The 23589-nt window shown below is 71.0% G+C and carries 18 protein-coding genes; 8 read left to right on the top strand and 10 right to left on the bottom strand.

Features of this window, described 5'->3' with window-relative positions:
* Positions 1–166 precede the first annotated feature (166 nt).
* The 5 genes from pta to AB0G17_RS14775 all read left to right on the top strand — a co-directional run bounded on the left by pta (position 167) and on the right by AB0G17_RS14775 (position 6849).
* The gene (gene pta, locus AB0G17_RS14755) at positions 167–2254 is read left to right on the top strand and encodes a phosphate acetyltransferase (protein ID WP_361381118.1); all 2088 of its coding nucleotides are present in this window, start codon (positions 167–169) and stop codon (positions 2252–2254) included.
* A complete protein-coding gene (locus tag AB0G17_RS14760; protein ID WP_361381121.1) occupies positions 2251–3495 on the top strand; it encodes an acetate kinase in 1245 nt (414 codons plus the stop codon). The genes pta and AB0G17_RS14760 overlap by 4 nt, the downstream gene beginning before the upstream one ends.
* Before the next feature lie 100 nt (positions 3496–3595).
* The gene (gene pyk, locus AB0G17_RS14765; protein ID WP_361381124.1) at positions 3596–5026 is read left to right on the top strand and encodes a pyruvate kinase; all 1431 of its coding nucleotides are present in this window, start codon (positions 3596–3598) and stop codon (positions 5024–5026) included.
* Positions 5027–5306: 280 nt separating this feature from the next.
* On the top strand, positions 5307–6533 hold the full coding sequence (locus AB0G17_RS14770; protein WP_361381127.1) for a D-alanyl-D-alanine carboxypeptidase: 1227 nt from the start codon (positions 5307–5309) through the stop codon (positions 6531–6533).
* 55 nt (positions 6534–6588) lie between these two features.
* Positions 6589–6849 carry a type II toxin-antitoxin system Phd/YefM family antitoxin gene (locus AB0G17_RS14775; RefSeq protein ID WP_361381131.1) on the top strand — a complete coding sequence of 87 codons (261 nt, stop codon included), beginning with the start codon at positions 6589–6591 and terminating at the stop codon, positions 6847–6849.
* Between the two features lie 379 nt (positions 6850–7228).
* Here the strand turns inward: AB0G17_RS14775 and AB0G17_RS14780 are convergent, their stop codons facing one another.
* The 7 genes from AB0G17_RS14780 to AB0G17_RS14810 all read right to left on the bottom strand — a co-directional run bounded on the left by AB0G17_RS14780 (position 7229) and on the right by AB0G17_RS14810 (position 17859).
* The gene (locus AB0G17_RS14780) at positions 7229–7891 is read right to left on the bottom strand and encodes a hypothetical protein (RefSeq protein ID WP_361381134.1); all 663 of its coding nucleotides are present in this window, start codon (positions 7889–7891) and stop codon (positions 7229–7231) included.
* Between the two features lie 10 nt (positions 7892–7901).
* Entirely contained in the window at positions 7902–12359 is a 4458-nt protein-coding gene (locus AB0G17_RS14785) for a polymorphic toxin-type HINT domain-containing protein (RefSeq protein ID WP_361381137.1), read from the bottom strand.
* 44 nt (positions 12360–12403) lie between these two features.
* Positions 12404–13315, bottom strand: a complete 912-nt coding sequence (locus AB0G17_RS14790; RefSeq protein WP_361381140.1) for an FG-GAP-like repeat-containing protein — start codon at positions 13313–13315, stop codon at positions 12404–12406.
* Positions 13316–13597: 282 nt separating this feature from the next.
* The gene (locus AB0G17_RS14795) at positions 13598–14914 is read right to left on the bottom strand and encodes a hypothetical protein (protein WP_361381203.1); all 1317 of its coding nucleotides are present in this window, start codon (positions 14912–14914) and stop codon (positions 13598–13600) included.
* Positions 14904–15458, bottom strand: coding sequence for a DUF6114 domain-containing protein (locus AB0G17_RS14800; RefSeq protein ID WP_361381143.1), 555 nt, complete (start codon positions 15456–15458; stop codon positions 14904–14906). The genes AB0G17_RS14795 and AB0G17_RS14800 overlap by 11 nt, the downstream gene beginning before the upstream one ends.
* A 94-nt stretch (positions 15459–15552) precedes the next feature.
* On the bottom strand, positions 15553–16206 hold the full coding sequence (locus tag AB0G17_RS14805; RefSeq protein WP_361381146.1) for a DUF6230 family protein: 654 nt from the start codon (positions 16204–16206) through the stop codon (positions 15553–15555).
* 681 nt (positions 16207–16887) lie between these two features.
* Positions 16888–17859 (bottom strand): tetratricopeptide repeat protein, encoded by a 972-nt coding sequence (locus AB0G17_RS14810; protein ID WP_361381149.1) that lies wholly within the window; start codon positions 17857–17859, stop codon positions 16888–16890.
* Positions 17860–18132: 273 nt separating this feature from the next.
* On the opposite strand from AB0G17_RS14810, the gene AB0G17_RS14815 reads away from it, so the two are divergent.
* Positions 18133–18759: a TetR/AcrR family transcriptional regulator gene (locus AB0G17_RS14815; protein ID WP_361381152.1), complete on the top strand. Its 627-nt coding sequence runs from the start codon at positions 18133–18135 to the stop codon at positions 18757–18759.
* 331 nt (positions 18760–19090) lie between these two features.
* Here the strand turns inward: AB0G17_RS14815 and AB0G17_RS14820 are convergent, their stop codons facing one another.
* Entirely contained in the window at positions 19091–20104 is a 1014-nt protein-coding gene (locus AB0G17_RS14820) for a GDP-mannose 4,6-dehydratase (RefSeq protein ID WP_361381155.1), read from the bottom strand.
* Entirely contained in the window at positions 20101–21246 is a 1146-nt protein-coding gene (gene murG, locus AB0G17_RS14825) for an undecaprenyldiphospho-muramoylpentapeptide beta-N-acetylglucosaminyltransferase (protein WP_361381158.1), read from the bottom strand. Before murG ends, AB0G17_RS14820 begins: the two co-directional genes overlap by 4 nt.
* A gap of 63 nt (positions 21247–21309) precedes the next feature.
* On the opposite strand from murG, the gene AB0G17_RS14830 reads away from it, so the two are divergent.
* Both AB0G17_RS14830 and AB0G17_RS14835 read left to right on the top strand, forming a co-directional pair.
* Entirely contained in the window at positions 21310–22017 is a 708-nt protein-coding gene (locus AB0G17_RS14830; RefSeq protein WP_361381161.1) for a response regulator transcription factor, read from the top strand.
* A complete protein-coding gene (locus AB0G17_RS14835) occupies positions 22014–23390 on the top strand; it encodes a HAMP domain-containing sensor histidine kinase (protein WP_361381164.1) in 1377 nt (458 codons plus the stop codon). Before AB0G17_RS14830 ends, AB0G17_RS14835 begins: the two co-directional genes overlap by 4 nt.
* Here the strand turns inward: AB0G17_RS14835 and AB0G17_RS14840 are convergent.
* On the bottom strand, positions 23387–23589 hold a 203-nt coding region (locus AB0G17_RS14840), incomplete at its 5' end, for a hypothetical protein (protein WP_361381167.1). The two genes, AB0G17_RS14835 and AB0G17_RS14840, sit on opposite strands and share 4 nt — an antisense overlap.

The raw sequence follows: 23589 nt of genomic DNA on the forward strand, positions 1-23589 counted from the left end.
CCGGGCCCTTCGGCCCCTGTGCAGGGGCCCGTCGTCCGTACCGCCGTCCGGCGGGCGCCTTAACCACCCGTGGGGGTATTGTCAAGGGGGCAACCTTGGCCTATCTGCATTTTTTCCGACCGTCAGAGCGACCACAGACAGAAACAGACAGAACGGGAGAGCACGCGTGACGCGCAGCGTGTACGTGACCGGGATCGACCGGGGAGACGGCCGCCAGGTCATCGAGCTGGGAGTCATGGAGCTCCTGACCCGCCAAGTGGACCGGGTGGGCGTCTTCCGCCCGCTCGTGCACGACGGCCCGGACCGCCTCTTCGACCTGCTCCGCGCCCGCTACCGGCTGTCCCAGGACGCCGCGACCGTATACGGGATGGACTACCACGAGGCCTCCGCGCTCCAGGCCGAGCGCGGCACCGACGAGCTGGTCTCCCAGCTGGTCGAGCGCTTCCACAAGGTCGCCCGCGACTACGAGGTGGTGCTGGTCCTCGGCACCGACTTCGCCGCCACCCAGCTCCCGGACGAGCTCTCGCTCAACGCGCGCCTGGCCAACGAGTTCGGCGCGTCGGTGATCCCGGTGGTCGGCGGCAAGGGCCAGCCCGCCGAGTCGGTGCGGGCCGAGGCGCGCAACGCCCACCGCGCCTACCAGGCGCTCGGCTGCGACGTGTTGGCGATGGTCGTCAACCGGGTGAACCCGCAGGACCGCGACGGTATCGCGGAGCGCCTCAAGGCCCGCCTCCCGGTGCCCTGCTACGTGCTGCCCGACGAGCCCGCCCTCGCCGCGCCGACCGTCGCCCAGATCACCTCGGCGCTCGGCGGTACGGTCCTGCTCGGCGACGACGCCGGGCTCGCCCGGGACGCGCTGGACTTCGTCTTCGGCGGCGCGATGCTGCCGAACTTCCTCAACGCCCTGACCCCGGGCTGCCTGGTGGTGACCCCGGGCGACCGCGCCGACCTGGTGGTGGGCTCGCTGGCCGCGCACAGCGCCGGGACACCCCCGATAGCGGGCATCCTGCTGACCCTGGACGAGCGGCCCGGCGAGGCCATCCTCAAGCTGGCCGACCGGCTCGCGCCCGGCACCCCGGTGGTCGCCGTGACCGGCGGCTCCTTCCCGACTGCTGGTGAACTCTTCTCCCTCGAAGGCAAGTTGAACGCCTCGACGCCGCGCAAGGCGGAGACCGCGCTCGGCCTCTTCGAGCGGTACACCGACACCGCCGACCTGCTGGCCCGGATGTCGGTGGCCCGCAGCGGCCGCGTCACCCCGATGATGTTCGAGCACGAGCTCCTGGAGCAGGCCCGCGCCAACCGCCGGCGGGTCGTGCTGCCCGAGGGCGCCGAGGAGCGCGTGCTGCGCGCCGCCGACGTGCTGCTGCGCCGCGACGTCTGCGAGCTCACCCTGCTCGGTGACGTCGAGGCCATCCGCAAGAAGGCCGCCGACCTCGGCATCGACCTCACCACGTGCCAGATCATCGACCCGCACACCTCGGAGCTGCGCCAGCGCTTCGCCGAGCGGTACGCCGAGCTGCGCGCGCACAAGGGCGTGACGGTGGAGCTCGCGTACGACGTGGTCGCGGACGTCAACTACTTCGGCACGCTGATGGTCCAGGAGGGCCTGGCCGACGGCATGGTCTCCGGCTCGGTGCACTCCACCGCCGCCACCATCCGCCCCGCCTTCGAGATCATCAAGACGAAGCGGGACGCTTCGATCGTGTCGTCCGTCTTCTTCATGTGCCTCGCCGACAAGGTGCTGGTGTACGGCGACTGCGCGGTCAACCCGGACCCGAACGCCGAGCAGCTCGCCGACATCGCGGTCCAGGCGGCCGCCACCGCGGCCCGGTTCGGCGTGGACCCGCGGATCGCGATGCTCTCGTACTCGACGGGCACCTCCGGCTCGGGCGCCGACGTCGACAAGGTCCGCGAGGCCACCAAGCTGGTCCGCGAGGCCCGTCCGGACCTGCGGATCGAGGGCCCGATCCAGTACGACGCGGCCGTGGAGCCGTCGGTGGCCGCGACCAAGCTGCCGGAGTCGGAGGTGGCCGGCCAGGCCACCGTCCTGATCTTCCCGGACCTCAACACCGGCAACAACACCTACAAGGCCGTGCAGCGCTCGGCCGGCGCCGTGGCCGTGGGCCCGGTGCTCCAGGGCCTGCGCAAGCCGGTCAACGACCTCTCGCGCGGCGCCCTCGTCCAGGACATCGTCAACACCGTCGCCATCACGGCCATCCAGGCCCAGGCTCAGGGGCAGGAGACCTCCGCATGACCACCCCCGCCACCCCGTCCCGCGTGCTCGTACTCAACTCCGGCTCCTCGTCGGTGAAGTACCAGCTCCTCGACATGACCGACTCCTCCCGCCTGGCGGTGGGCCTGGTCGAGCGGATCGGTGAGGAGACGTCGCGGCTGAAGCACACCCCGCTGGCCACCGGCGGCGAGCCCCGCGAGCAGACCGGCCCGATCGCGGACCACGCGGCGGCCCTCAAGGCGGTCTCCGAGGAGCTCGCCAAGGACGGCCTGGGCCTGGACTCCCCCGAACTCGCCGCGATCGGCCACCGCGTGGTGCACGGCGGGCTGAAGTTCAGCGCGCCGACCGTCATCACCGAGGAGGTCATGGCGGAGATCGAGCGGCTCGTCCCGGTCGCCCCGCTGCACAACCCGGCGAACATCACCGGCATCCGCACCGCGCAGTCGCTGCGCCCGGACCTGCCGCAGGTGGCCGTCTTCGACACCGCCTTCCACACCACGATGCCCGAGCATGCGGCCCGGTACGCGATCGACATCGAGACCGCCGACGCGCACCGCATCCGCCGCTACGGCTTCCACGGCACCTCGCACGCGTACGTCTCGCGCGAGACCGCGAAGCTGCTCGGCAAGGACCCCTCCGAGGTCAACGTGATCGTGCTGCACCTGGGCAACGGCGCCTCGGCGTCGGCGGTCCGGGGCGGGGTGTGCGTGGACACCTCGATGGGGCTCACCCCGCTGGAGGGCCTGGTCATGGGCACCCGCTCGGGCGACATCGACCCGGCGGTCACCTTCCACCTGGAGCGGGTGGCCGGGATGTCCACGGACGAGATCGACACCCTGCTCAACAAGAAGAGCGGCCTGGTCGGGCTCTGCGGCGACAACGACATGCGCGAGATCCGCCGCCGGATCGAGGCGGGCGACCAGCGCGCGGCGCTCGCCTTCGACATCTACATCCACCGGCTGAAGAAGTACATCGGCGCCTACTACGCGGTGCTGGGCAAGGTGGACGCGGTCGCCTTCACCGCCGGGGTGGGCGAGAACGCGGCGCCGGTGCGCGAGGCCGCCGTCCTGGGTCTGGAGGAGCTGGGGCTGGCGGTCGACGGCGAGCTCAACGCCGTACGGTCCGACGCGCCGCGGCTGATCTCGCCGGAATACGCACGGGTGGCCGTGGCAGTGGTACCCACGGATGAGGAGCTGGAGATCGCGACGCAGACGTACGCACTGGTCCGGTCCAGCGAGGGCGCGAGCGGCACGGGCGCCTGAGCAGGGTCCGTTTCAGGCCACGCCTGAGCGCGCCTCCGCCCATTTGTACATTCCACCAGACGGAATATTCCGGAGCGAAACAAACCGATAGGATCGCCTCATGCGCCGTTCCAAAATCGTCTGCACACTGGGCCCCGCCGTCGACTCCTACGAGCAGCTGACTGCTCTGATCGAGGCCGGTATGAACGTGGCCCGCTTCAACTTCAGCCACGGATCCCAGGCAGAGCACCAGGAACGGTACGACCGTGTCCGCAAGGCCGCCGCGGACACCGGTCGCGCGGTGGGCGTGCTCGCCGACCTCCAGGGACCCAAGATCCGCCTGGAGAAGTTCGCCGAGGGCCCCGTCGAGCTGGTGCGCGGTGACGAGTTCACCATCACCACCGAGGACGTCCCGGGCGACAAGTCGATCTGCGGCACCACCTACAAGGGGCTGCCGGGCGACGTCTCCAAGGGCGACCCCATCCTGATCAACGACGGCAACGTCGAGCTCAAGGTGACCTCGGTCGAGGGCCCGCAGGTCAAGACCATCGTCATCGAGGGCGGTGTCATCTCCGACCACAAGGGCATCAACCTGCCCGGCGCGGCGGTGAACGTGCCGGCCCTGTCCGAGAAGGACGTCGAGGACCTGCGGTTCGCCCTGAAGATGGGCTGCGACCTGGTCGCGCTCTCCTTCGTCCGGGACGCCGACGACGTCAAGGACGTCCACAAGGTCATGGACGAGGTCGGCCGCCGGGTGCCGGTCATCGCCAAGGTCGAGAAGCCGCAGGCCGTCGAGCACATGGAGGGCGTCGTCATGGCGTTCGACGGTGTGATGGTGGCCCGTGGCGACCTCGCCGTCGAGTATCCGCTGGAGCGGGTCCCGATGGTGCAGAAGCGCCTCATCGAGCTGTGCCGCCGCAACGCCAAGCCGGTGATCGTGGCGACCCAGATGATGGAGTCGATGATCACCAACTCGCGCCCGACCCGCGCCGAGGCCTCCGACGTGGCCAACGCGATCCTGGACGGCGCGGACGCGGTCATGCTCTCCGCCGAGTCCTCGGTCGGCGCCTACCCGATCGAGACCGTCAAGACGATGTCCCGCATCGTCGAGGCCGCCGAGGAGGAGCTCCTCTCCAAGGGCCTCCAGCCCCTGGTCCCGGGCAAGAAGCCGCGTACCCAGGGCGGCTCGGTGGCCCGCGCGGCCTGCGAGATCGCGGACTTCCTGGACGGCAAGGCGCTGGTGGCGTTCACCAAGTCGGGTGACACGGCCCGCCGCCTCTCGCGCTACCGCGCGGCCCAGCCGATCCTGGCCTTCACCACGGACGCCGGCACCCGCAACCAGCTGGCGCTGAGCTGGGGCGTCGAGTCCTTCGTCGTCCCGCACGTGGACAACACGGACGCGATGGTCGACCTCGTCGACGCGGAGCTGCTGAAGCTCATGCGGTACAACGAGGGCGACACGATGATCATCACGGCGGGCTCGCCCCCCGGCGTCCCCGGCACCACGAACATGGTCCGGGTGCACCACCTGGGCGGCGGCCAGCAGGGCTGACGCGCTCTCCGTAGTACGTACGGGTCGAGGGCGGCACCGCGGGACGATTCCCGGGGCGCCGCCCTCGCTCTCCGTAGTACGTACGGGTCGAGGGCGGCACCACGGGACGGCTCCCGGGGCGCCGCCCTCACGCGTAAGCAGCCTGGGCTGTTCGTGCGGGTCCGTTCGTTCGGTCCGTTCGTTCGGGTCCGTTCGTTCGGGTCCGTTCGTTCGGGTCCGTTGCCCAGTCGCGGAGTGCCCGCAACAGGATCTACACATTCCGTGAGGTACGTTCGCGTTCATGCGTGCCCCGATAACTGTGCAGTTCAGCCGCCCGCTGGCCATCGCGGCCCTGACCGCGGCGGCGGTGGTCTCCGGCGTGGCCCCGGCGGCGGCCCACCCGGTGCGGCCGGGCACGCCGTCGCCCGGGAAGCCGACCCCCGGGGTACCGCGCGCCGGAGCCCCCAAGGAGCCCCCCGCGTCCATGTCCACGCTCGGCGGCGAGCAGTTGGGCCGCCCGGGCCCCCAGACGGGCGCGGGCGCCCCGCCGCTGCCCGCCGACCTCTCCGCGCTCTCCTGGATGGTCTCGGACGCGGACACGGGCCAGGTGCTCGCGGCGAACAACGCCCACTGGCCGCTGCCCCCCGCCTCGACGCTGAAGATGCTCTTCGCGGACACGGTGCTTCCGGCGGTCCCGGGCACGGCGAGCCACAAGGTGGAGCCGGCGGAGCTCACGGGCATGGGCGACGGCAGCAGCGCGGTGGGTATCGTCCCCGGCCAGACGTATATGGGGGCAGACCTCTGGCGCGGGGTCTTCCTCCGCTCGGGCAATGACGCGGTGCACGTCCTGGCGTCGATGAACGGCGGCGTCCCGAAGACGGTGACGGACATGCAGGCGAAGGCGGACTCCCTGGGCGCGAGGGACACCCACGTACGCAGCCCCGACGGCTACGACGCTGAGGGCCAGGTGTCGTCCGCGTACGACTTGTCCTTGTTCCTCCGCTCGGGCCTGAAGAACAAGGACTTCAAGGAGTACTGCGCGACGGCGGACGCGAAGTTCCCGGGCGGCCCGAACACCAAGGGCAAGCCGTTCGGCATCTCCAACACCAACCGCATGCTGTCCGGCATCGGCGGCGTGGCCAAGTACCCCGGCCTGATCGGCGGCAAGAACGGCTACACGACCCACGCGGGCAACACCCTCGCGGAGGCAGCCACACGCGACGGCCACACGATCCTGGTGACGGTGATGAACCCCCAGGAGAACAAGCACGACAAGGTCTACACGGAGACGCGCGCGCTCCTTGACTGGGGCTTCGCGGCGGTCGGCAAGGCGAAGCCGGTAGGCACCCTGGACCAGTCGAAGCCCACACCCCCGGCCAAGCCGGCCGGCACGGCAGCGGCCACCACGGACTCGTCCGGCATGGGCGTCCTGGGCTGGACGGGGCTGGGGGCGGGGGCGGCGGTGGCCGCGGGGGTGGCTTATGTGGTGCTGAAGAGGCGGCCGGTACGGGCACGGCGCAGGGGGTAGGGGGTAGGGCCTCAGTCCAGCCCCTGAATGTGCACACTTCTGTAAGGTGGTGTGCATGACGGAGACGACCTATTCGATCGTGGAAGCCCGCGCCCGACTCGGCGCCATCGCCCGCGAGGTCAGCGCCACCCGCGAGCCGGTGGCGATCACCGACCACGGACACACCATCGCGATACTGGTCAGCCCGGCCGACGCCCTGGAGCTTCAGGAGATGCGGGCACTGGCTGCCTACCGCGAGCGGCAGGGACGCGGGGAGGCGCTCGGCGTCCCGCAGAGCGAGGCGATCCGCCGCGTCTTCGGCGGAGATGAAGCGTGACGTACCAGGTCATCTGGGAACCGGAAGCCCTCACGCAGGCCGAGCGGTTCGCCAAGGACGACCCCCAGGGGGTACGGCAGGTCTTCACCGCGGTCGACCGTCTCTCCGACGACCCCCGGGCGCATTTGGCAGCGCTGACGTGCTACGCATCCACGTCGGGATCTATCGCGTCCTGTACGAGGTCAGCGACAAGCAGGTCCGGGTCAGCGTGATCCACCTCGGCCGCTTGCGCTGACAGGCGAGATGCACAGGGGTTCAGGAGGCCGCGTTCGTTTTCCGATCACGCCTCGCCGCCGGGGCTCAGCCCCTGATACGCCTCGCGGCCGTGGCCCGCACCCGATTCGGTGCGGGCCACGGCCCGACTGCGGCTCCCGGCGTGTCAGTCGGTCAGGTCCGCCCAGACATTCAGGCACCCGTCGTCAACGACGAGTTCGTGGTAGCCGAACCTCTGGCCGAGCGCGAGAAACCGGTCGTGCCGGGCCTCGCTGATGGGCACGAAGTACGCCTGCAGGGCTCTGAGGAAGAGCCTGAATCCGAGGTCGGGATCAGTCCCGGCAACCGCCTCCAGCGCCGACACGACGCCCGGAAGCGGATCGGCGTACGGGCTGTTGCTGACCACGCCCTCCAGGGTGGGCGCGGCATCCCGGATCTCGTCCCGGACCGCCCGCCTCAGCCCCTCGTCCACCACCGGTTCCACGGCCGGGGGTTCGAACGAGGGGTCGTCCTGACGGATCCGGGCGAGGCAGACGCTCGCGATCCTGCGCAGCCAGGCACGACCTGCCAGGCCGTGGGCCGCCGGGTCGAAGTGCCCGCGCGTGGCGGCCAGCCACAACGTGGTGATCGCCTCGTCGGACATGGCGGATTCCAGCAGCACCGTCACGTCCGCCAAGAGCTGATAGGCGTACGCCCCCTCGTATTCGCCGGCCTTCGCCTCGACAACCCCTAGCGCGGCAGTCGCGCCCGGGGGCAGCGGGTAGCGGATGAACTGCGTGAGGCCGCTGAGGCCGAAGTCGGTGCCGAAGGTGTGATGCAGATTCTCCATGGTGCTTGCCCTACTCCGGGAAGGAGGTGTACACGACGAACTTCTCCGGATGATTCTTGACGTACTTCAGCTGGAGGATCACGGTATTCCCCGTGGGGACACCTCCGCTGCCGCCCTTGGTGAACACCGAGCCGAGTTGGCCCTCGTCCCTGACCTGCCACCTGATCTCCTTGAGGTCGATGGTCGGGTCGAACTGCCCCCTTCTCTGAGCCTGCTTGACCTTCCAGTTCTCCAGCACCTTCGCGTTGTTCCCTCTCGCCATCCATCCCTGGAACGCCTTGTTCGCCGCCCGCATGGCAGTGTCCGCGTCCTGCCATTTGGTCGCGCGGCCGAGCTTGTCGGCTCGCTCCTGCGCACTGAGGTCAGAGATGACGTGGTCAGTCATGGTGTGCGCACCTGAGACGCCCTCGTCACCGATGAGGTTCAGGCAGTTGTGGACGAGTACGTCCTGCGGCCGCTCTCCCGCCGTTCGCACGAAGAAGGTGTGCAAGCCGTCGACCGTGAGGTCGTAGACCATGGTCGGAGCCAGCCCCGACCGGTCTCGGATGCCGGTCACTGCCTGCAGTGAGCCGTCCGGGGTCCGCATGAGGTCGCCCGTGCGCAGAGCGGAAGCCACCGTCCAGCCGCGGTCCACGACGAAGAACTTGTGCCCTGCGGTGCTGCTCAGCAGACCACTGTCGGCGAGGGTGATGTCCACCAGGCGCCGGGTGTCGTGCTGGTACGTATCCGCGACACGCTGGGGGCGCGTACCGGCTGACCGGAGATCTCCAGCCAGCAGGAGGTCGCCTTCCCTCACAGCGCTGATCGGCTTGTGAGAGCCGTCCGCCATCAGTACCTGGGTGGTGCCGGGAAAACTATTGCGCGCGCAGGCCGTAAACGCGTTCTGGTAGAGGTTGACCTCCGCTTCGATGGTGGCCATCACCTCGGCATCCAGCTTCAGGGCCTGGAGTGCGTGCAGGGCATCGGTCACGCCGATCCCCGTGTGCAGCGACGCGTCCAGCGCCTGCACCAGCTGAGCGGCCTCCGCGATCTTCGCCGGCGGCACGAACCAACTGGCCGCCCAGGCGCACCCGCTGACGCTGCCCTTGGCACAGTCGACGAAGTCCTGGGTGAGCCCTTCCCACAGGGATTTCAGGAACGCCTTGTCGACGATCTTGGTGATGTCCCAGTTGCTGAAGTGCTTGGTGACGTACGCGGTCCGCTCGGTGCTGTCCTTACCGAGCCAGATGATCGCCGACGACGGGCAGGTGGCGGCCGTGACGTTCTCGTCCGCCGCGGGGTCCTCGCACAGATAGAAGTCGATCGTCAGCTTGAAGCGCAGCCGGAACTTCACGTCGCAGCCGCTGTTGCCCATGCCGAGCACGCAGTCGTTCTCGGGCTTGGGGTCGTCCAGAGGCGTGACCTCCTGCTTGGTGAACAGGTGGCCGACGCCGGTGGCGCCGCCGGTTTCGACGGTGCGGTGGGCCTCGGCGTTCTCGGCTCGGGTGGCGGCTTCCTGGGCCTCCTTGGCGTCTTCCTGGGCACGGGCCGCCGCGGACTCGGCCGTGGTCGCGTCCTTCTCCGCCCGGTCGGCCACACCGCGCGCGGTGGACGCGTCCTCCTCGGCGGCCGAGGCGGCGCCGCGGGCCGAGGAGGCGTTCTGCTCGGCGGTGTCCGCGGAGTTGCGCGCGTCGGTGGCGTACCCGCCCGCCTCGGTCGAGGCGGAGAGCGCCGCCGCCGCGTCCTCGGTGGCCTGGCGGTCGTACTCGACGGTGTTGTCCTCGGCCTTGCGCGCCGCCTTCGCCGCGTCCGCGGCCTCGTTGGCCGAGCTCTGGGCCTTGGCCAGGGAGCCCACGGCCCGCGCCGCGGAGTCGGCTGCCTGGGCGGCCGCGGTGGCCGCGCCCTTCGCGTCGGCGTCGGCCTGCGCGGCCAGCTTCGCCGCGTCGGCCGCGGCCTTGGCGGCCTGCTCGGCCTTGGCCCTGGCGACCGCCTGCTGTTGCTCGGCGGCGGTCTTGGCCGCCTGGCCGGTCAGCACGGCGAGACCTGCCGACGCGTCGCTCTCCTTGTAGGGGGATCCGAGCTCGATGGCGTCGTTGGCGGGCTTCACGACCTGGGCCGCGGAGTCCCGGGCGGCCAGGGACGCCTGCGCGGTGGCGTACGCGAAGCCGGCGGCCTGGATCGAGGTCGCCGCCGCCGCGTTCGCCTCGGTGCGGGCGACGGTGGCGTCGGCCTTGGCCTCCTTCGCCTTGGCCTGCGCGGTGTCCGCCAGAGCCTTGGCCTCACGAACGTTCTGCGCGGCCGCCTCGGACGCGACGATCGCGTCGGCCGCGGCCGAATGGGCCTTCTTCACGGCCGCGTTGGTGATCGCGACATCCCGCTGGGCTCCGTCCGAAGCTGCCTTGGAGCGGGCTGCCGCGGCCTCGGCCTTGGTCGCCGCCTCACGCGCGTTGGCCGCCGCCGTCGTGGCCGCGTCCGCCGCGGCACGCGCCGCCGACGCCGCGCCGGTCGCCTCGTCGGCGGCGGTACGGGCACGGGTGGCCGCAGCACGCGATGCCTCCGCGGCATCCGTGCTCTCGTCGGCGTCGGCCTTCGCCTCCAGGGCGTCGGCTTTCGCGGCCAGGACGTCCCGGTCGCTCTCGGCCTGCACGGCCTTGTCACGGGCGGTGGCCGCCTTGCCCTCGGCCGTGACCGCGGCGTCCTTCTTCTCCGCCGCGGTCTTGCCCGCCGCCTGCGCCTCGCCCAACTTCTCCGCCGCGGTGGCCCGTTCGCGCTGGGCCTGCTTCTCCGCGGCTGCGGCCCTGGCCTGCTCCGCCGCCGCGTTCTCACGCTGCGTCTTCGCGTTGTCCCGCTCGGCCTCCGCCGTGGCCCGCTTGGCCTTCGCGTCCGCCGCCGCGGCCTTGGCGGTCTTCTCCGCGGCCTCCGCCTTGACCTGGGCCGCCTTGGCCTTGGTCGCGTTCTCGGCGGCCTTGGTGGCCTGCACGGCCGCGCCGTCGGCGGCGGCCTTGGCCTGCGCCGCGGCCTCCTCGGCCGCCTTGCGGCGGAACTCGGCCTTGGACGCGTGAGCCTGAGTCATCGCCAGCGCGTCGAGCGTCTTGCTGTCCGCAGCCGAGGCACGGGTCGCGTTGACCGCCGTCTCGGTGGCCTTGGAGGCGGCGAGCGCGGCCGAGGCCGAGGCCTTGGTGATCTGGGCGGCCTGCTGCGCGGAGATCAGCCCGCGCCCGCGCGGCTGTCCCGCCGCGTCGGCGATGGCGTACGCCTGCTGCTGGGCCGTGTCGACCCGGTCGGCCTGCGCCTTCGCGTCCAGGGCGGCGCGGGAGGCCACGAAGAGGCGGCCGGTGGCACGCGCCTGGGCGTTGCCGATGCGCTTCTTGATCTCGGCGAAGCGGTCGGGCGTGGGGTAGTCGAAGTCCGTCTTGGGCCGACCGGTCCAGTACGCCTGCCAGCCGGAGAGACGGCTCGCGATCATCGACTGGCCGAGCGCCTCGCCCATCGCCTGGGCGGTGATCTGGAGGTCCTTGCTGGCCTTGGCCTCGGCGTCCAGGATGGTGTCACGCTGGCTCTTCTGGCCCGCGATCTCGGCCTGCCACTCGGTGGCTGCGATCGTCAGCTCGGCGCCCAGCACGTGGTGCGGGTCCGCCGGATTCCTGGTGGCGCAGGACGCGAAGCGAGCCTTGAGGTTCTCCACGTCGAGCCGGAACTCCAGCGAGCCGGGATCGGGTGCGCTGGTCGGGAACCCGCCGTACTGGAGGAAGAGGCGCGCGTCGTCCGCGTACATGGCGTGCATCGACGTCATGCCCTCGAACGCCATGCGGTCGTCGTACGTCTGGATGCTCTCCGGGTACGTCGTCGGGTAGAACCGCTGCTTGGCGATGGCGGTCACCGCGTCGGCGGACTCCTGGCTCGCCAGCGGGGTGATGTCCTTGTAGAGATCGTGCTCGCTGGTCCAGAACTGGTCGGCGATCCAGCCGAAGTATCCGGTCTGGCGGAAGATCGTGCCGTTCGGGTCCCCCGGATAGCCGGGCGGCCAAGGCTGGTAACCCGGGGTGAAGTCCGACCAGTTGTACGAGAGCTCGTTCTGCCACGCGTCGAAGCGGCTGGTGAGCTCGTCCATCTTGGCGGAGGACGCCTCGTGGTCCTTCTTGTACGCGAGGTCGAGCGGCGTGTGCTCCCAGAAGTCGGGAGCGGCGGCGGCATGAAGTTCGTCGTCGGTGCCGCTCAGGCCGCCCCGCGCGACGGCCTTCATCTCGGCGCCGCCCTTGTGCAGGAAGGTGCCGAGCAGGCACTGGTCCGCGCGGATCCGCGCGGCCTTGTCCAGGTCGAAGGCGCCGGGGTCGTCCTCGGCGGCCGCCGCCGGGCGGGTACCGGGCAGCGGCTGCACGCCACTGCCGGAGACGGTGAGGGCCACCGAGGCGGCGAGCGCCGTGGCTGCCAGGGTCTTCGACCAGCTGCCGAGGCGTCGCCGTCCGGTCCGGGGTACGGGTGTACGCATACGGAAATTGCCGTTCTGATACGGAGGAAGAGGGGGAGGGAGGCTCAGAAGATGGCGTCGAAGCCGCCCCAGCCCGCGGTGCCGATCTGCACCCGGGGGGCGAACGGGGCACTCGCGTTGCCGGTGCCCTTGAACAGCCACAGCGCCCCGGCCTTGTCACTGGCGATCAGGTCGGTCCTGCCGTCCCCGTCGCTGTCACCGGTGGAGGCGAACAGGACGTACGCGTCCCAGCCCTTGCCCACGATGAAGCGGCTGCCCAGGGTGCCGCCCTCCACCGCCTTGCCGGTGCCGGGGTAGAGGTAGAGGGTGCCGTCGGTACCCCGGGAGATCAGATCGGCCTTGCCGTCGCCGGTGTAGTCACCTCGCCCGACGAGGCGGTCCATCGCGTTCCAGCCCGCGTTGCCTATCTTGATCCGCGACTCCAGCTTGCCGCCGCCCTGACCCTGGTACAGCCAGAGCGCCCCGCCCGCGTCGCGGGCGACGAGATCGGGGTCGGCGGTGCCGCCCATGTTCCCCACCGATACCAGGAGGGTGAACATGTCCCAGCCGGGGCCGATGAGTTGGGTGTCGTTGTCACGCTCGGCGGTGAAGTAGAGACTGCCGTTCATCCGGTAGTAGAGGTCGTTGCCGGCCCCGTTCGCCGAGACGTTGGCCTGCAGCAGGGCCGTCATGTCACCGAACCCGCCGCCCATGTCCACCCCGGTCTTGAGGCCGCCGGCACCGTTCTGCTCGTAGTCGACGAGGTGCCCGTTGGTCCTGCGGCCGAACAGCGGGAACCGTTGCGGGGGTTGACCCGCGCCGTCCGCCGCACCGGCCCGCTGCGCCGCCGTGTCGGCCGTACGGTCCGCCGCGTCCGGCAACGCCGATCTCGTCGCGATCACCAGGGCGACGACCACCGCGAGCGCCGCCGCGTACGCCACCGCCCGGCGCACCGAGCGGCTCACTGAACTCAGCATGAAGAGGGGCTTCCTCACAGGGAGTTGCGAGCGCGAGCCTGCACGCGGGCACGCGGGCACGCCAAAGCGACTCGCCGTCCCCCCGGTGTCCCCCACGCGCCGGGGTCCGCGACCTCGGTAATGATCACTCTAAAGAGAAATCCGAGTTTCTGTGAAGAATATTTGAGCGAGCTGTGAACGGCTTCTCTCGTGAACGCGCGAAAGGCCGTGGCCCGCACCGGATTCGGTGCGGGCCACGGCTCAACTGCGGCTCCCGGATGGGTCTTTGCGTACGTACGGCGACTACTCGGGATTGCCGTCCGTGATGTAGTTCTGCAGGCCGGGGACCGTCAGCGTGCCGCCGAACTGGCCCGCCTGGCGGACCGTCGCGTTCGTGAAGAAGACGTACGGGATGTTCAGCGGCGGCGGGGTCTGCGGGCTGAACGTGACCGGGATGAGGCCGAGGAGGTTGCCCTTCAGCTCCTCCGTGTACATCGTCACCGTGCCGTTGCGGATCGTCGACTCGGAGCCCGCGCGCGCCTTGACGTGGGCGGTGGTCGGCTTGCCGTTCAGCTCCGGGCCGTACACCAGCTGGTGCAGGTTGTCGATGTCCACCGTCTTCGCCGTGAACTTCAGGACCTTCTTGATCTTGCCGCTGCCCGTCTTGACCTCGACGATGCCCTCGTAGTTCAGGCCGCCCAGGGTCAGCTTGGACGTCTTGAGGATCCACGGCTGGTCCGGCAGCAGCGGGACGCCCGCGTCCAGCTTGGCGTTGGCCAGGGCCTTCGGGTCGGCCGTCGGGCACGGGAACGGCTGCTTGGCGCCGTCCGGGATGGCCGTGTCCTTCTTGGGCTCGAGGCCCTTGGCGCTGTCCGCCAGGTCCTCGACCTTCTGGCCGGTCTGCGCGGCCGCCTCACGGATCGCGTCGGCCGTCTTGTCCACGGTCTTCGTCACCGGCTTGGTGGCCGGCTTGCTCGGCGTGGTCTTGGGGGCCGGGGCCTTGGCCGTCGGCTTCGTCGTGGGCGTGGACGTCGCGGTCGAGGACGGCTTCGGGGTCACCGGCGTCGACGACTGGCTCGGGTGTGTGCCCAGGATGCCGCCCAGCACGTCTCCCAGACCCAACGGGTCCAGCGGGTTCGTGGACTTGGTGGGCGCCGGCGCCGGAGGCGTCGTGGACGGCTTCGTCGTGGGCGCCTGCGTGGAGGTCTTCCCCGAGGAGCCGGACTGCTGCTTCGCCGTGCCCGCCGACGGCGTGGTCGTCGGGGTCGGCTCCTTGGCCTTGTCGTCAGCCTTCTCCGAGGAAGAGGACGACGGGCTCGGCGTCGGCGTCGTCGACTTGCTCGACGACGGGCTGGGCGACTCGCTCGGCTGGTCGGAGCGCGTCACACAGGGGCCGGGCGCGAACGGGATGTCCGTCTTGTCGTCCGCCATGGCGAGCTTGGGCGTGAGGCTCATCCCGACGAACATGGCCGTCGGCATGGCGGCCAGCGCCATCGCCTTGCCCGCGGGCATGTGCAGCTTCGTCAGCAGCGACTTCCTCGGGGCCGCGTGGCGCGGCCCGCCTCTCTCACGGGAGTCGCCGCCTTCGGTCGAGTTCAGCTGCGTCTCGTCACCCCGCACTGTTCCTCCCGCCATTGGCGTCGACTGTCGTTTCGGTGACGGCGGTTCCGTGCCCCTCCTCGCGCGGGCCGGGGACGCTTCCCTCTTCCGGGAGTGCGTCCGGCTCATCGCCCGAGGGCTCGGCGGCCTGGGCGCGCAGATCACGCCGTCGCGGCTTCGTCGGCACCCACGACAGCGCGAGCGCGCCGCCGAACAGGGCGAGCAGGAAGCCCATCAAGAAGCCGCCGATGTTGGCGACGGGCAGGGAGATCAGCGCGAGCAGGATGGCCGCGACGCCCGCGAAGACCCGGACCTGCTGGTGGTACCAGATGGTCAGGCCGAGCGTGATCAGCAGTACGCCGATGATCAGTGAACCGGCGCCCGCCGTCGTGGACATGGCCAGCGTGATGTTCCCGAGGTGGAGATTGGCGTACGGGAAGTACGCGATGGGCACGCCACCGGCCATGGTGTACAGGCCCGCCCAGAACGGACGGCTGCCACGCCAGGCCCGGAAACGAAGCCGCCAGTAGGTGAAACCGCGGGAACCTGTGGTCTCGGCGCTCATGGAAAACAGCTCCCTGGTACCGCTGTTGCTGTGAAAGTGAAGAGGTCCCGGTGGCCGTGAGTGCCGTACGCTCAGCGGCCACCGGGGAAAGTGCCTAGTGCTTCAGCTGGCACTCGTTGGCGCCCGTGGACAGCCGCAGCTTGAGGCCACTGAGCTTGAAGCTGCCGGCCGTGGTCGCCCACGCACGCTGCTCCACGTTCTTCAGGGTGGCGTGCTCGGCGCGCTGCGCGAACCCGTACGGGTTCGACTTCGGCGTCGCGTTCCCCTGCATCTTGGTCTTGCCGTTGGCCGAGCCCTCGCCGGCCGCCACACCGATGTCGATGTTCTTGAACTCGGCGTCGGTGTCGAGCTGCGACACATCCAGGTAGATGTTGTCCGCCTTGACCGGCTCACTGCCGGTGCCCGCGTTCAGCGTCATCGTGATGTTGCCGAAGATCGGAACCTTGGGCGTGACCACGGACTGGCACATGTTGTAGATCTCGGCGTGGCTGAAGCCCGAGACGACAACGGGGTGCGCGGCCTTGTTGCCCTCGAGGTCCGTACCGGTGGCGACGGATCCGTACTGGAGGAGGTCGTCACCTTCCAACCGGTCCGCCGTGACCTTGAAGTCAACACCCGAAACACTGAACGACGCCGCCAGCGCACCCTGGGCGAGCCCGATGCCTATCGCCGCTGTGGCAGCCACGCTGGGCACCATGACCAGCGCGAACCGCTTCCATCTGGTCCCGCCACGAACTTGGGACTCCATGACTTTCCTCCTTCTCGGACGTACATCTCCGGGACGGACCCTCGTGGGCTGTCCAGGGATGGGAGAAGTGCTACGTCCTCGGGAAGGAGCGCCCGAGTCTCAGGCGCGTACCGCGTCCGAATCACCGGCGATCACCCCCGAGCGACAACCACTGGTCGCGCCTGACGCATCACGCACAACCTGCTGGACAGGCCCCGCCGTACGGCAGAGACCCCCCTGTCCACGTCCGGCGTCACTGGCCGCCGGCCGGCTCGGTGGGGACCCAGGAAACGCGCCGCGCCGAGTGGGTGTCGGGCTGGTGCGTTATTGGACCGAGCGTGGCCGATCGTGGTCCATTCGGGGGAGGGGCGCAAGGGGGTTCGTTACTTGCCAGTAACGGAGGGATAACCGTGACACGACAGCCCGGCATCGGGCCACCACACTTCGTACCCGCGAGTCACCAGACAGAAGGGGAAATAGACGTCTCAATACGGACGTAAGAAGCAGTTCAATTTACTGCGAGTAACAGCGGCCACGTTTACCAAGTTTTGGTAAAACGCGGCCGCCGCTTGTCTCCGTGTCGCCAAATCGTCCGCGGTGTACACCCGGTGTACGGGCACGCGATGACAGCTCAGCGGCCCTGGAGCGGTCCGAAACGCGGGAGCCCTGCCCAGTCCCGGTTCAGTCCCGGTCCAGCCCGGTTCAGTAAAGAACGCGCGCCAGCGCGCTCCGCGCCTTGGTCACCCGAGGATCGTCCGGACCGACCACTTCGAAGAGTTCGAGCAGGCGCAGCCGGGCCGCGTTGCGGTCGTCGCCGACGGTCACCCGGGCGGTCTCGACGAGGCGGTCGAACGCGTCCGCGACATGGCCGCCCACCAGGTCCAGGTCGGCCGCGGCGATCTGGGCGGCGACGTCGGCCGGCTTCTCCGCCGCGTCCTTGCGGACCTGCTGCGGGTCCATGTCCTGAACGCGGCGCAGGAGTTCGGCCTGGGCGAGGCCGAGCTTGGCCTCGGGGTGGCCGGGGTCGTCGGCGAGCACGTTCTTGTACGCCTGGACCGCGCCGGCCAGATCGCCGGAGTCCAGGGCCGTCACGGCCGCTTCGAGCAGGGCGTCGTAAGGACCGACCGGAGCCGCGGCGGGAGCCTGCGAGGAGTCCGCGTCCGCGTCGACGGCGATGCCGGTGAGGCCGAAGCGCTCCTCGGCGACCTGGATCAGCTGGTCGAGGGTCTCGCGGATCTGCGCCTCGGGGGCCGCGCCCTGGAAGAGGGGCAGCGCCTGCCCGGCGACCACCGCGAAGACCGCCGGGATCCCCTGGATCCCGAACTGCTGCATCAGCATCTGGTTGGCGTCGACGTCGATCTTGGCCAGAAGGAAGCGGCCGTTGTACTCCGCGGCCAGCCGCTCGAGCAGCGGGCCGAGCTGCTTGCACGGCTCGCACCACTCGGCCCAGAAGTCGATGACGACCGGCACCTCGGCCGAGCGCTGGAGGATGTCGCGCTCGAACCCGGCCTCGTCGACATCGATCACGAGGGCCGACGGCGGTACGGCCGCCGCGCCCCCGCCCTGGCGGGCGGCCTCGAGTCGGGCCTGCTCCGCCTTGGCCTTGGCCTCACCGGCCGCCTTCACCGCGGCGAGGTCGACGACGCCGCTCATGGACATGTTCCTAGGCTGCATGCGTACATCCTCCCCCTTCCGCGCGCGTGTGTGGTCAACCCCTGGCAGGATCCCGGCGCACCTGGGTCCCCACCCGGCGCCATCGGCCCTGCGTGTACTGCCGCGTACTGCTCTGTACCGCTGCGTCTTTCACTGCTTCGTGGTCGTCGCTCAAAGACCGCTGGAGTCTTTCGCTACGAGTCGTAGCGTAACTGGAGTCGGTGAACGATGTTGTAGAACTCGCCGTGATCTCTCCCACAGCACATTCCTTACCGGCCGGTATCGTCGTGCGTCATGTGTTCCGAACCCAGCCCCGGCAGAACCGCCCGCCCCGGCCGCCCCCGCAGCGCCGAGGCGGACACGGCGATCCTGCTGGCGACCCGGCAGGCGCTGGTGGAGCTGGGCTGGTCGAAGCTGACGATGGGGGACGTGGCGACCCGCGCGGGCGTCGCCAAGACGACGCTGTACCGGCGCTGGGCGGGCAAGAACGAGCTGGTCGTGGACGCGGTGGCGGTCCTCTTCGACGAGCTCGAACTTCCCGACCTCGGCAGCCTCGCGGCGGACGTGGAGGGCGTGGTGCTCCAGTTCGCGTCGATCCTGGAGCGGCCCGAGACGCAGACGGCGCTGATGGCGGTGGTCGCGGAGTCCACGCGCGACGAGGCCCTGCGCGGCCGGATCCGCTCGGCGATCGTGGACCGCCAGAAACGGCTCGTACTGATCGGCCGCGAGCGGGCGCAGGTGCGTGGCGAACTCCCGTACGAGGCCGACGCGGCCACCTCCGCGCGCCACGCCGACCTCATCTTCGACGTGGTGGCGGGGGCGGTGGTGCACCGGGCGCTGGTGAGCGCGGAGCCGGTGGACCGGGAGTGGGCGCGGGAGTTCGCGGTACTGATCTGCACGGGCCTGCAGGCGACGGCCTGACCCCACCGTGGGTGGCTACGCCCCGAACCCCTGCTCACCTGCGGACCGGTGGTGGGCTGGTCGCGCCCACGCGGCGGAGCCGCACATGTCACAGCCCCGCGCCCCGGGGATTGCCGCGGAGCGGCATTTAAGGGGCGCGGGGAACTGCGCGAGCAACCCAGCACGGCCCGCAGACGAACGGGGTCATCGGGGGCGGAGCCCCGAAGCGGGGTGCAGGGGCCGCAGGCCCCGCAAGCGGGGTCCGGGGGCGGAGCCCCCGGGAGACGACCTCAGCCTCACCCACCCCCGGAGGGTTTAGGGAAGGGGCGGGGTGGGGGCTACTCCACGGGGGTCACACCGCGTACCCGCCCCCAAACGCCCCCAGATTCCCCTCCACCCACTCCGACGTCCACTTCAACCCCTCCCCCAGAGACACCTCCGGCTCCCACCCCGCCCACTCCCGCGCCCGGGAGTTGTCCGACAGCAGCCGTTCCACCTCGCTCCCGGACGGCCGGAGCCGCGCCGGGTCGGTCACGATCCGCGCCTCGCGGCCCGAGGCCGAGATCAGCGAGGCGGCCAGCTCCCCGATCGAGATCTCCCGGCCCGACCCCAGGTTCACCACCTCCCCCACCGCACGCTCGCACTCCGCCACCGCGAGGAACCCCCGCGCGGTGTCCGTCACGTATGTGAAGTCACGCGTCGGAGTGAGCGAGCCGAGCCGGATCTCCCTCACCCCCGCGTGGAGTTGGGCCAGGATCGTCGGGATCACCGCCCGCGCCGACTGCCGCGGTCCGTACGTGTTGAACGGCCGCACCACCGTCACCGGCAGCTCGAAGGCGTGCCAGTGCGACAGCGCCATCATGTCCGCGCCTATCTTCGACGCGGAGTACGGGGACTGGGGCTGGAGGGGATGGGACTCCGCGATCGGGACCGTCCGGGCCGTCCCGTACACCTCGCTCGTGGAGGTGTGCACCAGCCGCCGCACCGAGTGCCTGCGGCACGCCTCCGCGACGTTCTCGGTACCGACCACGTTCGTCGCCACGTACGCACCCGGCGAGTCGTAGCTGTACGGGATGCCGATCAGCGCGGCGAGGTGGAAGACGGTGTCGCACCCGGCGACCGCGTCCGAGACCCGCCCGGCGTCGCGCACGTCGCCCGCGATCATCTCGACCGCCGGGTGGTCGAGCAGATGCGCGAGGTGGCCCTTCTCCGCGTACGGCTTGTAGTGCACCAACGCCCGCACCCGCGCGCCCCGTTCGACCAGCAGGTCCACCAGGGTCGAGCCGATGAAGCCCTCGGCCCCGGTGACCAGGACGGTCCGGTTGTTCCAGCTGCTCGCGTTGCTCATGCTGCCCGCGTTGCTCATACTGCGTGCTCCTTCATAGAGTTCGTCGTGTGCGCGGCCAGCTCCAGCACCCGCGCCGCCAGCAGCTCCGCCGCCCGCGCGTGGGGCCCCGGATCCGCCGCCCCCGCCATCGCGGCGAGCCGCGCCGGGTCGGCGAGGAGCGGCTCGACGAGGGAGGCCAGCCGGTCGGCGGTGGTCTCGGCGTCCGGGAGCAGCAGCCCCGCCCCGGCGTCGACGAGCACCCGCGCGTTGTGCGTCTGATGGTCGCCGGGCGCGTGCGGATACGGGACGAGCACCGCCGGCACGCCCGTACTGGCCAGCTCCGCGACCGTCGCGGAACCGGCCCGGCAGACCACCAGATCGGCGGCCGCGTACGCGAGGTCCATCCGGTCGAGGTACGGGACCGCCCGCGCGCCCCACACACCGGTCAGCCGCCGCCGGGTCTCGTCGAGCGCCGCCGGACCGGTCTTGATCAGCAGATGGACGTCGTCGCGCCCCTGCCAGCGTCGGGCGAGGCCGACCGCCGCCTCGGTGAGCCGGGCCGCGCCCAGGCTGCCGCCGTTGACGAGCACGAGCCGCGCCCCGGGCGGCACGTCCAGGGCCCGCCGCGCCTCGGCCCGCAGCGTCGGCCGGTCGAGCCGGGCCAGCGCGGCGGAGATGGGCATGCCGGTGGTGACGGCGTCGGCGCCGCCCGCCAGATGTGCCCGGCTACGGTCGAAGGCGACCGCGATGTTGCGGGTGAGCCGGGCCGCGAACTGGTTGGCCCGCCCCGGCACCGCGTTGGACTCGTGGATCAGGCTGGGCAGTCCGGCGAGTCTGGCGCCGACGATGACCGGCGCGCTGGGATAGCCGCCCATCCCCACGGCGACCTGCGCGCGCTGTGCCCGCAGGATCGCCCGGCACTGCGCGCCGGACTTCAGCAGTGCGGCGGGCAGCAGATAGCGGCGGGCGCCGAGCGCCGGGTCGAAGGGGATCATGTCGACGGTGTGCAGCCGGTATCCGGCGGCCGGGATGAGCTCGCTCTCCAGGCCCCTTTCCGTACCGACGAACGAGATCACCGCGTCCGGGACGGCCCGGCGCAGCGCCTCGGCGAGCGCGAGCCCGGGGTAGATGTGGCCGCCGGTGCCGCCCGCACCGATCACGACAGAGAGTGGTGTGCGCATGCCCCGAACGTTCGCGGGGTGGCTTAAGAGGCTTCTAAGAGCGGCGTTTGGCAGTCTTTGCCCATGAGCAGCAGCGCACACACCCGCCCCCCGGCCCGCATCCTCGTCGTCGACGACGAGCCGGAGGTGCGGGCCGCCGTGGAGGACGGCCTCGCCGTCGAGGGGTACGAGGTGCGGGGCGCCGCCGACGGGCTCGCGGCGCTCGCGGAGATCGCCGCCTGGCAGCCGGACGCGGTGGTCCTCGACGTGATGATGCCGGTCCTGGACGGCCTGGCCGTCTGCCGCCAGCTGCGGGCGCTGGGCGACCGTACCCCCGTCCTCGTCCTGACCGCGCTCGACTCGGTGAGCGAACGCGTCGACGGCCTGGAGGCGGGCGCCGACGACTATCTCGTCAAGCCGTTCGCGCTGGACGAACTCATCGCGCGCGTACGGGCGTTGCTGCGCAGGGCCGCGCCCGAGGAGCCGGACCCGGAGCGGCTGGTCTTCGCGGACCTGGTCCTGGACCCCGCCACCAGGACCGGCCACCGCGCCGGACGCCCGCTGGAGTTCAGCCGCACCGAGTCCGCCCTCCTGGAACTGCTGATGCGCCACCCCGGCCAGGTCCTGCCGCGCGAGATGATCCTGGAACTCGTCTGGGGCCGCGACTTCGGCCCCGACTCCAACTCCCTCGCGGTGTACGTGGGTTATCTGCGCCGCAAGCTGGAGGCGGGCGGCGAGCCCCGGCTCGTCCACACCGTCCACGGCGTCGGCTACCGGCTGGACACCCCGTGAGCGCCCGCCATCGCCTCGGCGCCCGCTGGCGCCGTCACCGTCCGCTGCGCACCCGGCTCGCCGTGGCCGCCTCGGCGGCGGTGGCGCTGGTCGCGCTCGGCGTCTGCACGGCCGCGTTCTTCGTGATCCGGTACGAGCTGTTCCACCAGCTCAACCTGAACCTCACCCAGTCCGCGACCCTGGCCGCCCAGCAGAACCGGGGCGAGGCACCCGGCGTCCTCAACGGCGAGTGCCGCTTCCTCTCCGCCCCGGCCTGCGCCCAGATCGTCCCCAAGGACCCGGCGAAGGACCCCGCCAAGCCGTATCTGCTGCCGGTGCCGCCCCAGGCCCGTGAGGTCGCGGCCGGGCAGCGCCGCCCGTACTTCACCAACATCACGCACGCCGGCCACCCGGCCCGCATGCTCACCACCACGCTGCCGCACGGCCAAGCGCTCCAGGTCGCGCTGCGCGCGGACACCGTGGAGGAGGGCGTACGCCAGGCGGCCCGGCTGCTCACCGGCGTCGGCGCGGCCGGGGTACTGCTCGCGGCCGGGCTCGGCTACTGGGTCTCGCGCACCGGCCTGGCCCCGGTCGCCCGGCTCACCGCGACCGCCGAGCACATCGCGGCCACCCGGGACCCGAGCCACCGCATCGAACTGCCGCCGGGCCCGTCGGGCAAGGAGGACGAGGTGACCCGGCTCGCCGCGTCCTTCAACACCATGCTGGGCGAGCTGGAGCAGTCGGTGACCGCCCAGCGCCGCCTGGTCGCGGACGCCTCCCACGAGCTGCGCACCCCGCTCACCGCGCTGCGCACCAACGCCGAACTCCTGGCCCGCGCCGATCGCCTGACGGAGGCTCAGCGTACCCGGGCCTCCTCGGCGCTGGGCCGCCAGATCCGCGAGGTGACGGTCATGGTGAACGACCTGATCGACCTGGCCAGGGACGAGGAGCCGACCCCGCTCCTGGAGGAGGTGCGCCTGGCCCCCCTGGTGGCACACACGGTGGACACGGCCCGCGCGCACTGGCCGTCCACCCCGTTCCACCTGAACCTGGCGGACGCGTCCGCCACCCTCCCCGGCGTCCCCGCCCGCCTGGCCCGGCTGCTCTCCAACCTCCTGGACAACGCGGCGAAGTTCAGCCCGCCGGGCGCGGGGGTCGAAGTGACCCTGTCCGCCCGCGCGTTGACGGTACGGGACCACGGTCCCGGCATCGCGGAGGAGGACCTCCCGTACGTCTTCGACCGCTTCTACCGGGCAGACCGCGCGCGAGCCCTCCCCGGCTCGGGCCTGGGCCTGGCCATGGCCCGCCAGATCGCGCGCGCCCACGGGGCGGACCTGTCGGTCCGGAACGCCCCGGGCGGGGGCGCGGAGTTCCAGGTGACGTGGCCTGCCTAGGGCCGCTTCGCGGGAAACCCGTCTTCGGCTGCGGACCGTGGTGGGTTGCTCGCGCAGTTCCCCGCGCCGCTCAAACCGCCTTTGTCTGCGGACCGTGGTGGCCGGTCGCGCAGTTCCCCGCAGGCGCCCGCCAGGGCCGAGGCGTACTCGGCGGCGTGCAGCCCGGCGCGGCGGCCGAAGACCAGCAGGTCGGAGAGGT

The organism is Streptomyces sp. NPDC023838 (assembly GCF_040639555.1).
Lineage (GTDB): Bacteria > Actinomycetota > Actinomycetes > Streptomycetales > Streptomycetaceae > Streptomyces.

What these genes read in the sequence shown, in the direction of transcription:
- pyk (WP_361381124.1), top strand. Translation starts at nt 3,596, where the DNA reads ATGCGCCGTTCCAAAATCGTCTGCACACTGGGCCCCGCCGTCGACTCC.
- AB0G17_RS14785 (WP_361381137.1), bottom strand. Translation starts at nt 12,359, where the DNA reads ATGCGTACACCCGTACCCCGGACCGGACGGCGACGCCTCGGCAGCTGG.
- AB0G17_RS14815 (WP_361381152.1), top strand. Translation starts at nt 18,133, where the DNA reads ATGTGTTCCGAACCCAGCCCCGGCAGAACCGCCCGCCCCGGCCGCCCC.
- AB0G17_RS14770 (WP_361381127.1), top strand. Translation starts at nt 5,307, where the DNA reads ATGCGTGCCCCGATAACTGTGCAGTTCAGCCGCCCGCTGGCCATCGCG.
- AB0G17_RS14790 (WP_361381140.1), bottom strand. Translation starts at nt 13,315, where the DNA reads ATGCTGAGTTCAGTGAGCCGCTCGGTGCGCCGGGCGGTGGCGTACGCG.
- AB0G17_RS14810 (WP_361381149.1), bottom strand. Translation starts at nt 17,859, where the DNA reads ATGCAGCCTAGGAACATGTCCATGAGCGGCGTCGTCGACCTCGCCGCG.
- AB0G17_RS14820 (WP_361381155.1), bottom strand. Translation starts at nt 20,104, where the DNA reads ATGAGCAACGCGGGCAGCATGAGCAACGCGAGCAGCTGGAACAACCGG.
- murG (WP_361381158.1), bottom strand. Translation starts at nt 21,246, where the DNA reads ATGCGCACACCACTCTCTGTCGTGATCGGTGCGGGCGGCACCGGCGGC.
- AB0G17_RS14800 (WP_361381143.1), bottom strand. Translation starts at nt 15,458, where the DNA reads ATGAGCGCCGAGACCACAGGTTCCCGCGGTTTCACCTACTGGCGGCTT.
- AB0G17_RS14780 (WP_361381134.1), bottom strand. Translation starts at nt 7,891, where the DNA reads ATGGAGAATCTGCATCACACCTTCGGCACCGACTTCGGCCTCAGCGGC.
- AB0G17_RS14760 (WP_361381121.1), top strand. Translation starts at nt 2,251, where the DNA reads ATGACCACCCCCGCCACCCCGTCCCGCGTGCTCGTACTCAACTCCGGC.
- AB0G17_RS14775 (WP_361381131.1), top strand. Translation starts at nt 6,589, where the DNA reads ATGACGGAGACGACCTATTCGATCGTGGAAGCCCGCGCCCGACTCGGC.
- AB0G17_RS14830 (WP_361381161.1), top strand. Translation starts at nt 21,310, where the DNA reads ATGAGCAGCAGCGCACACACCCGCCCCCCGGCCCGCATCCTCGTCGTC.
- AB0G17_RS14805 (WP_361381146.1), bottom strand. Translation starts at nt 16,206, where the DNA reads ATGGAGTCCCAAGTTCGTGGCGGGACCAGATGGAAGCGGTTCGCGCTG.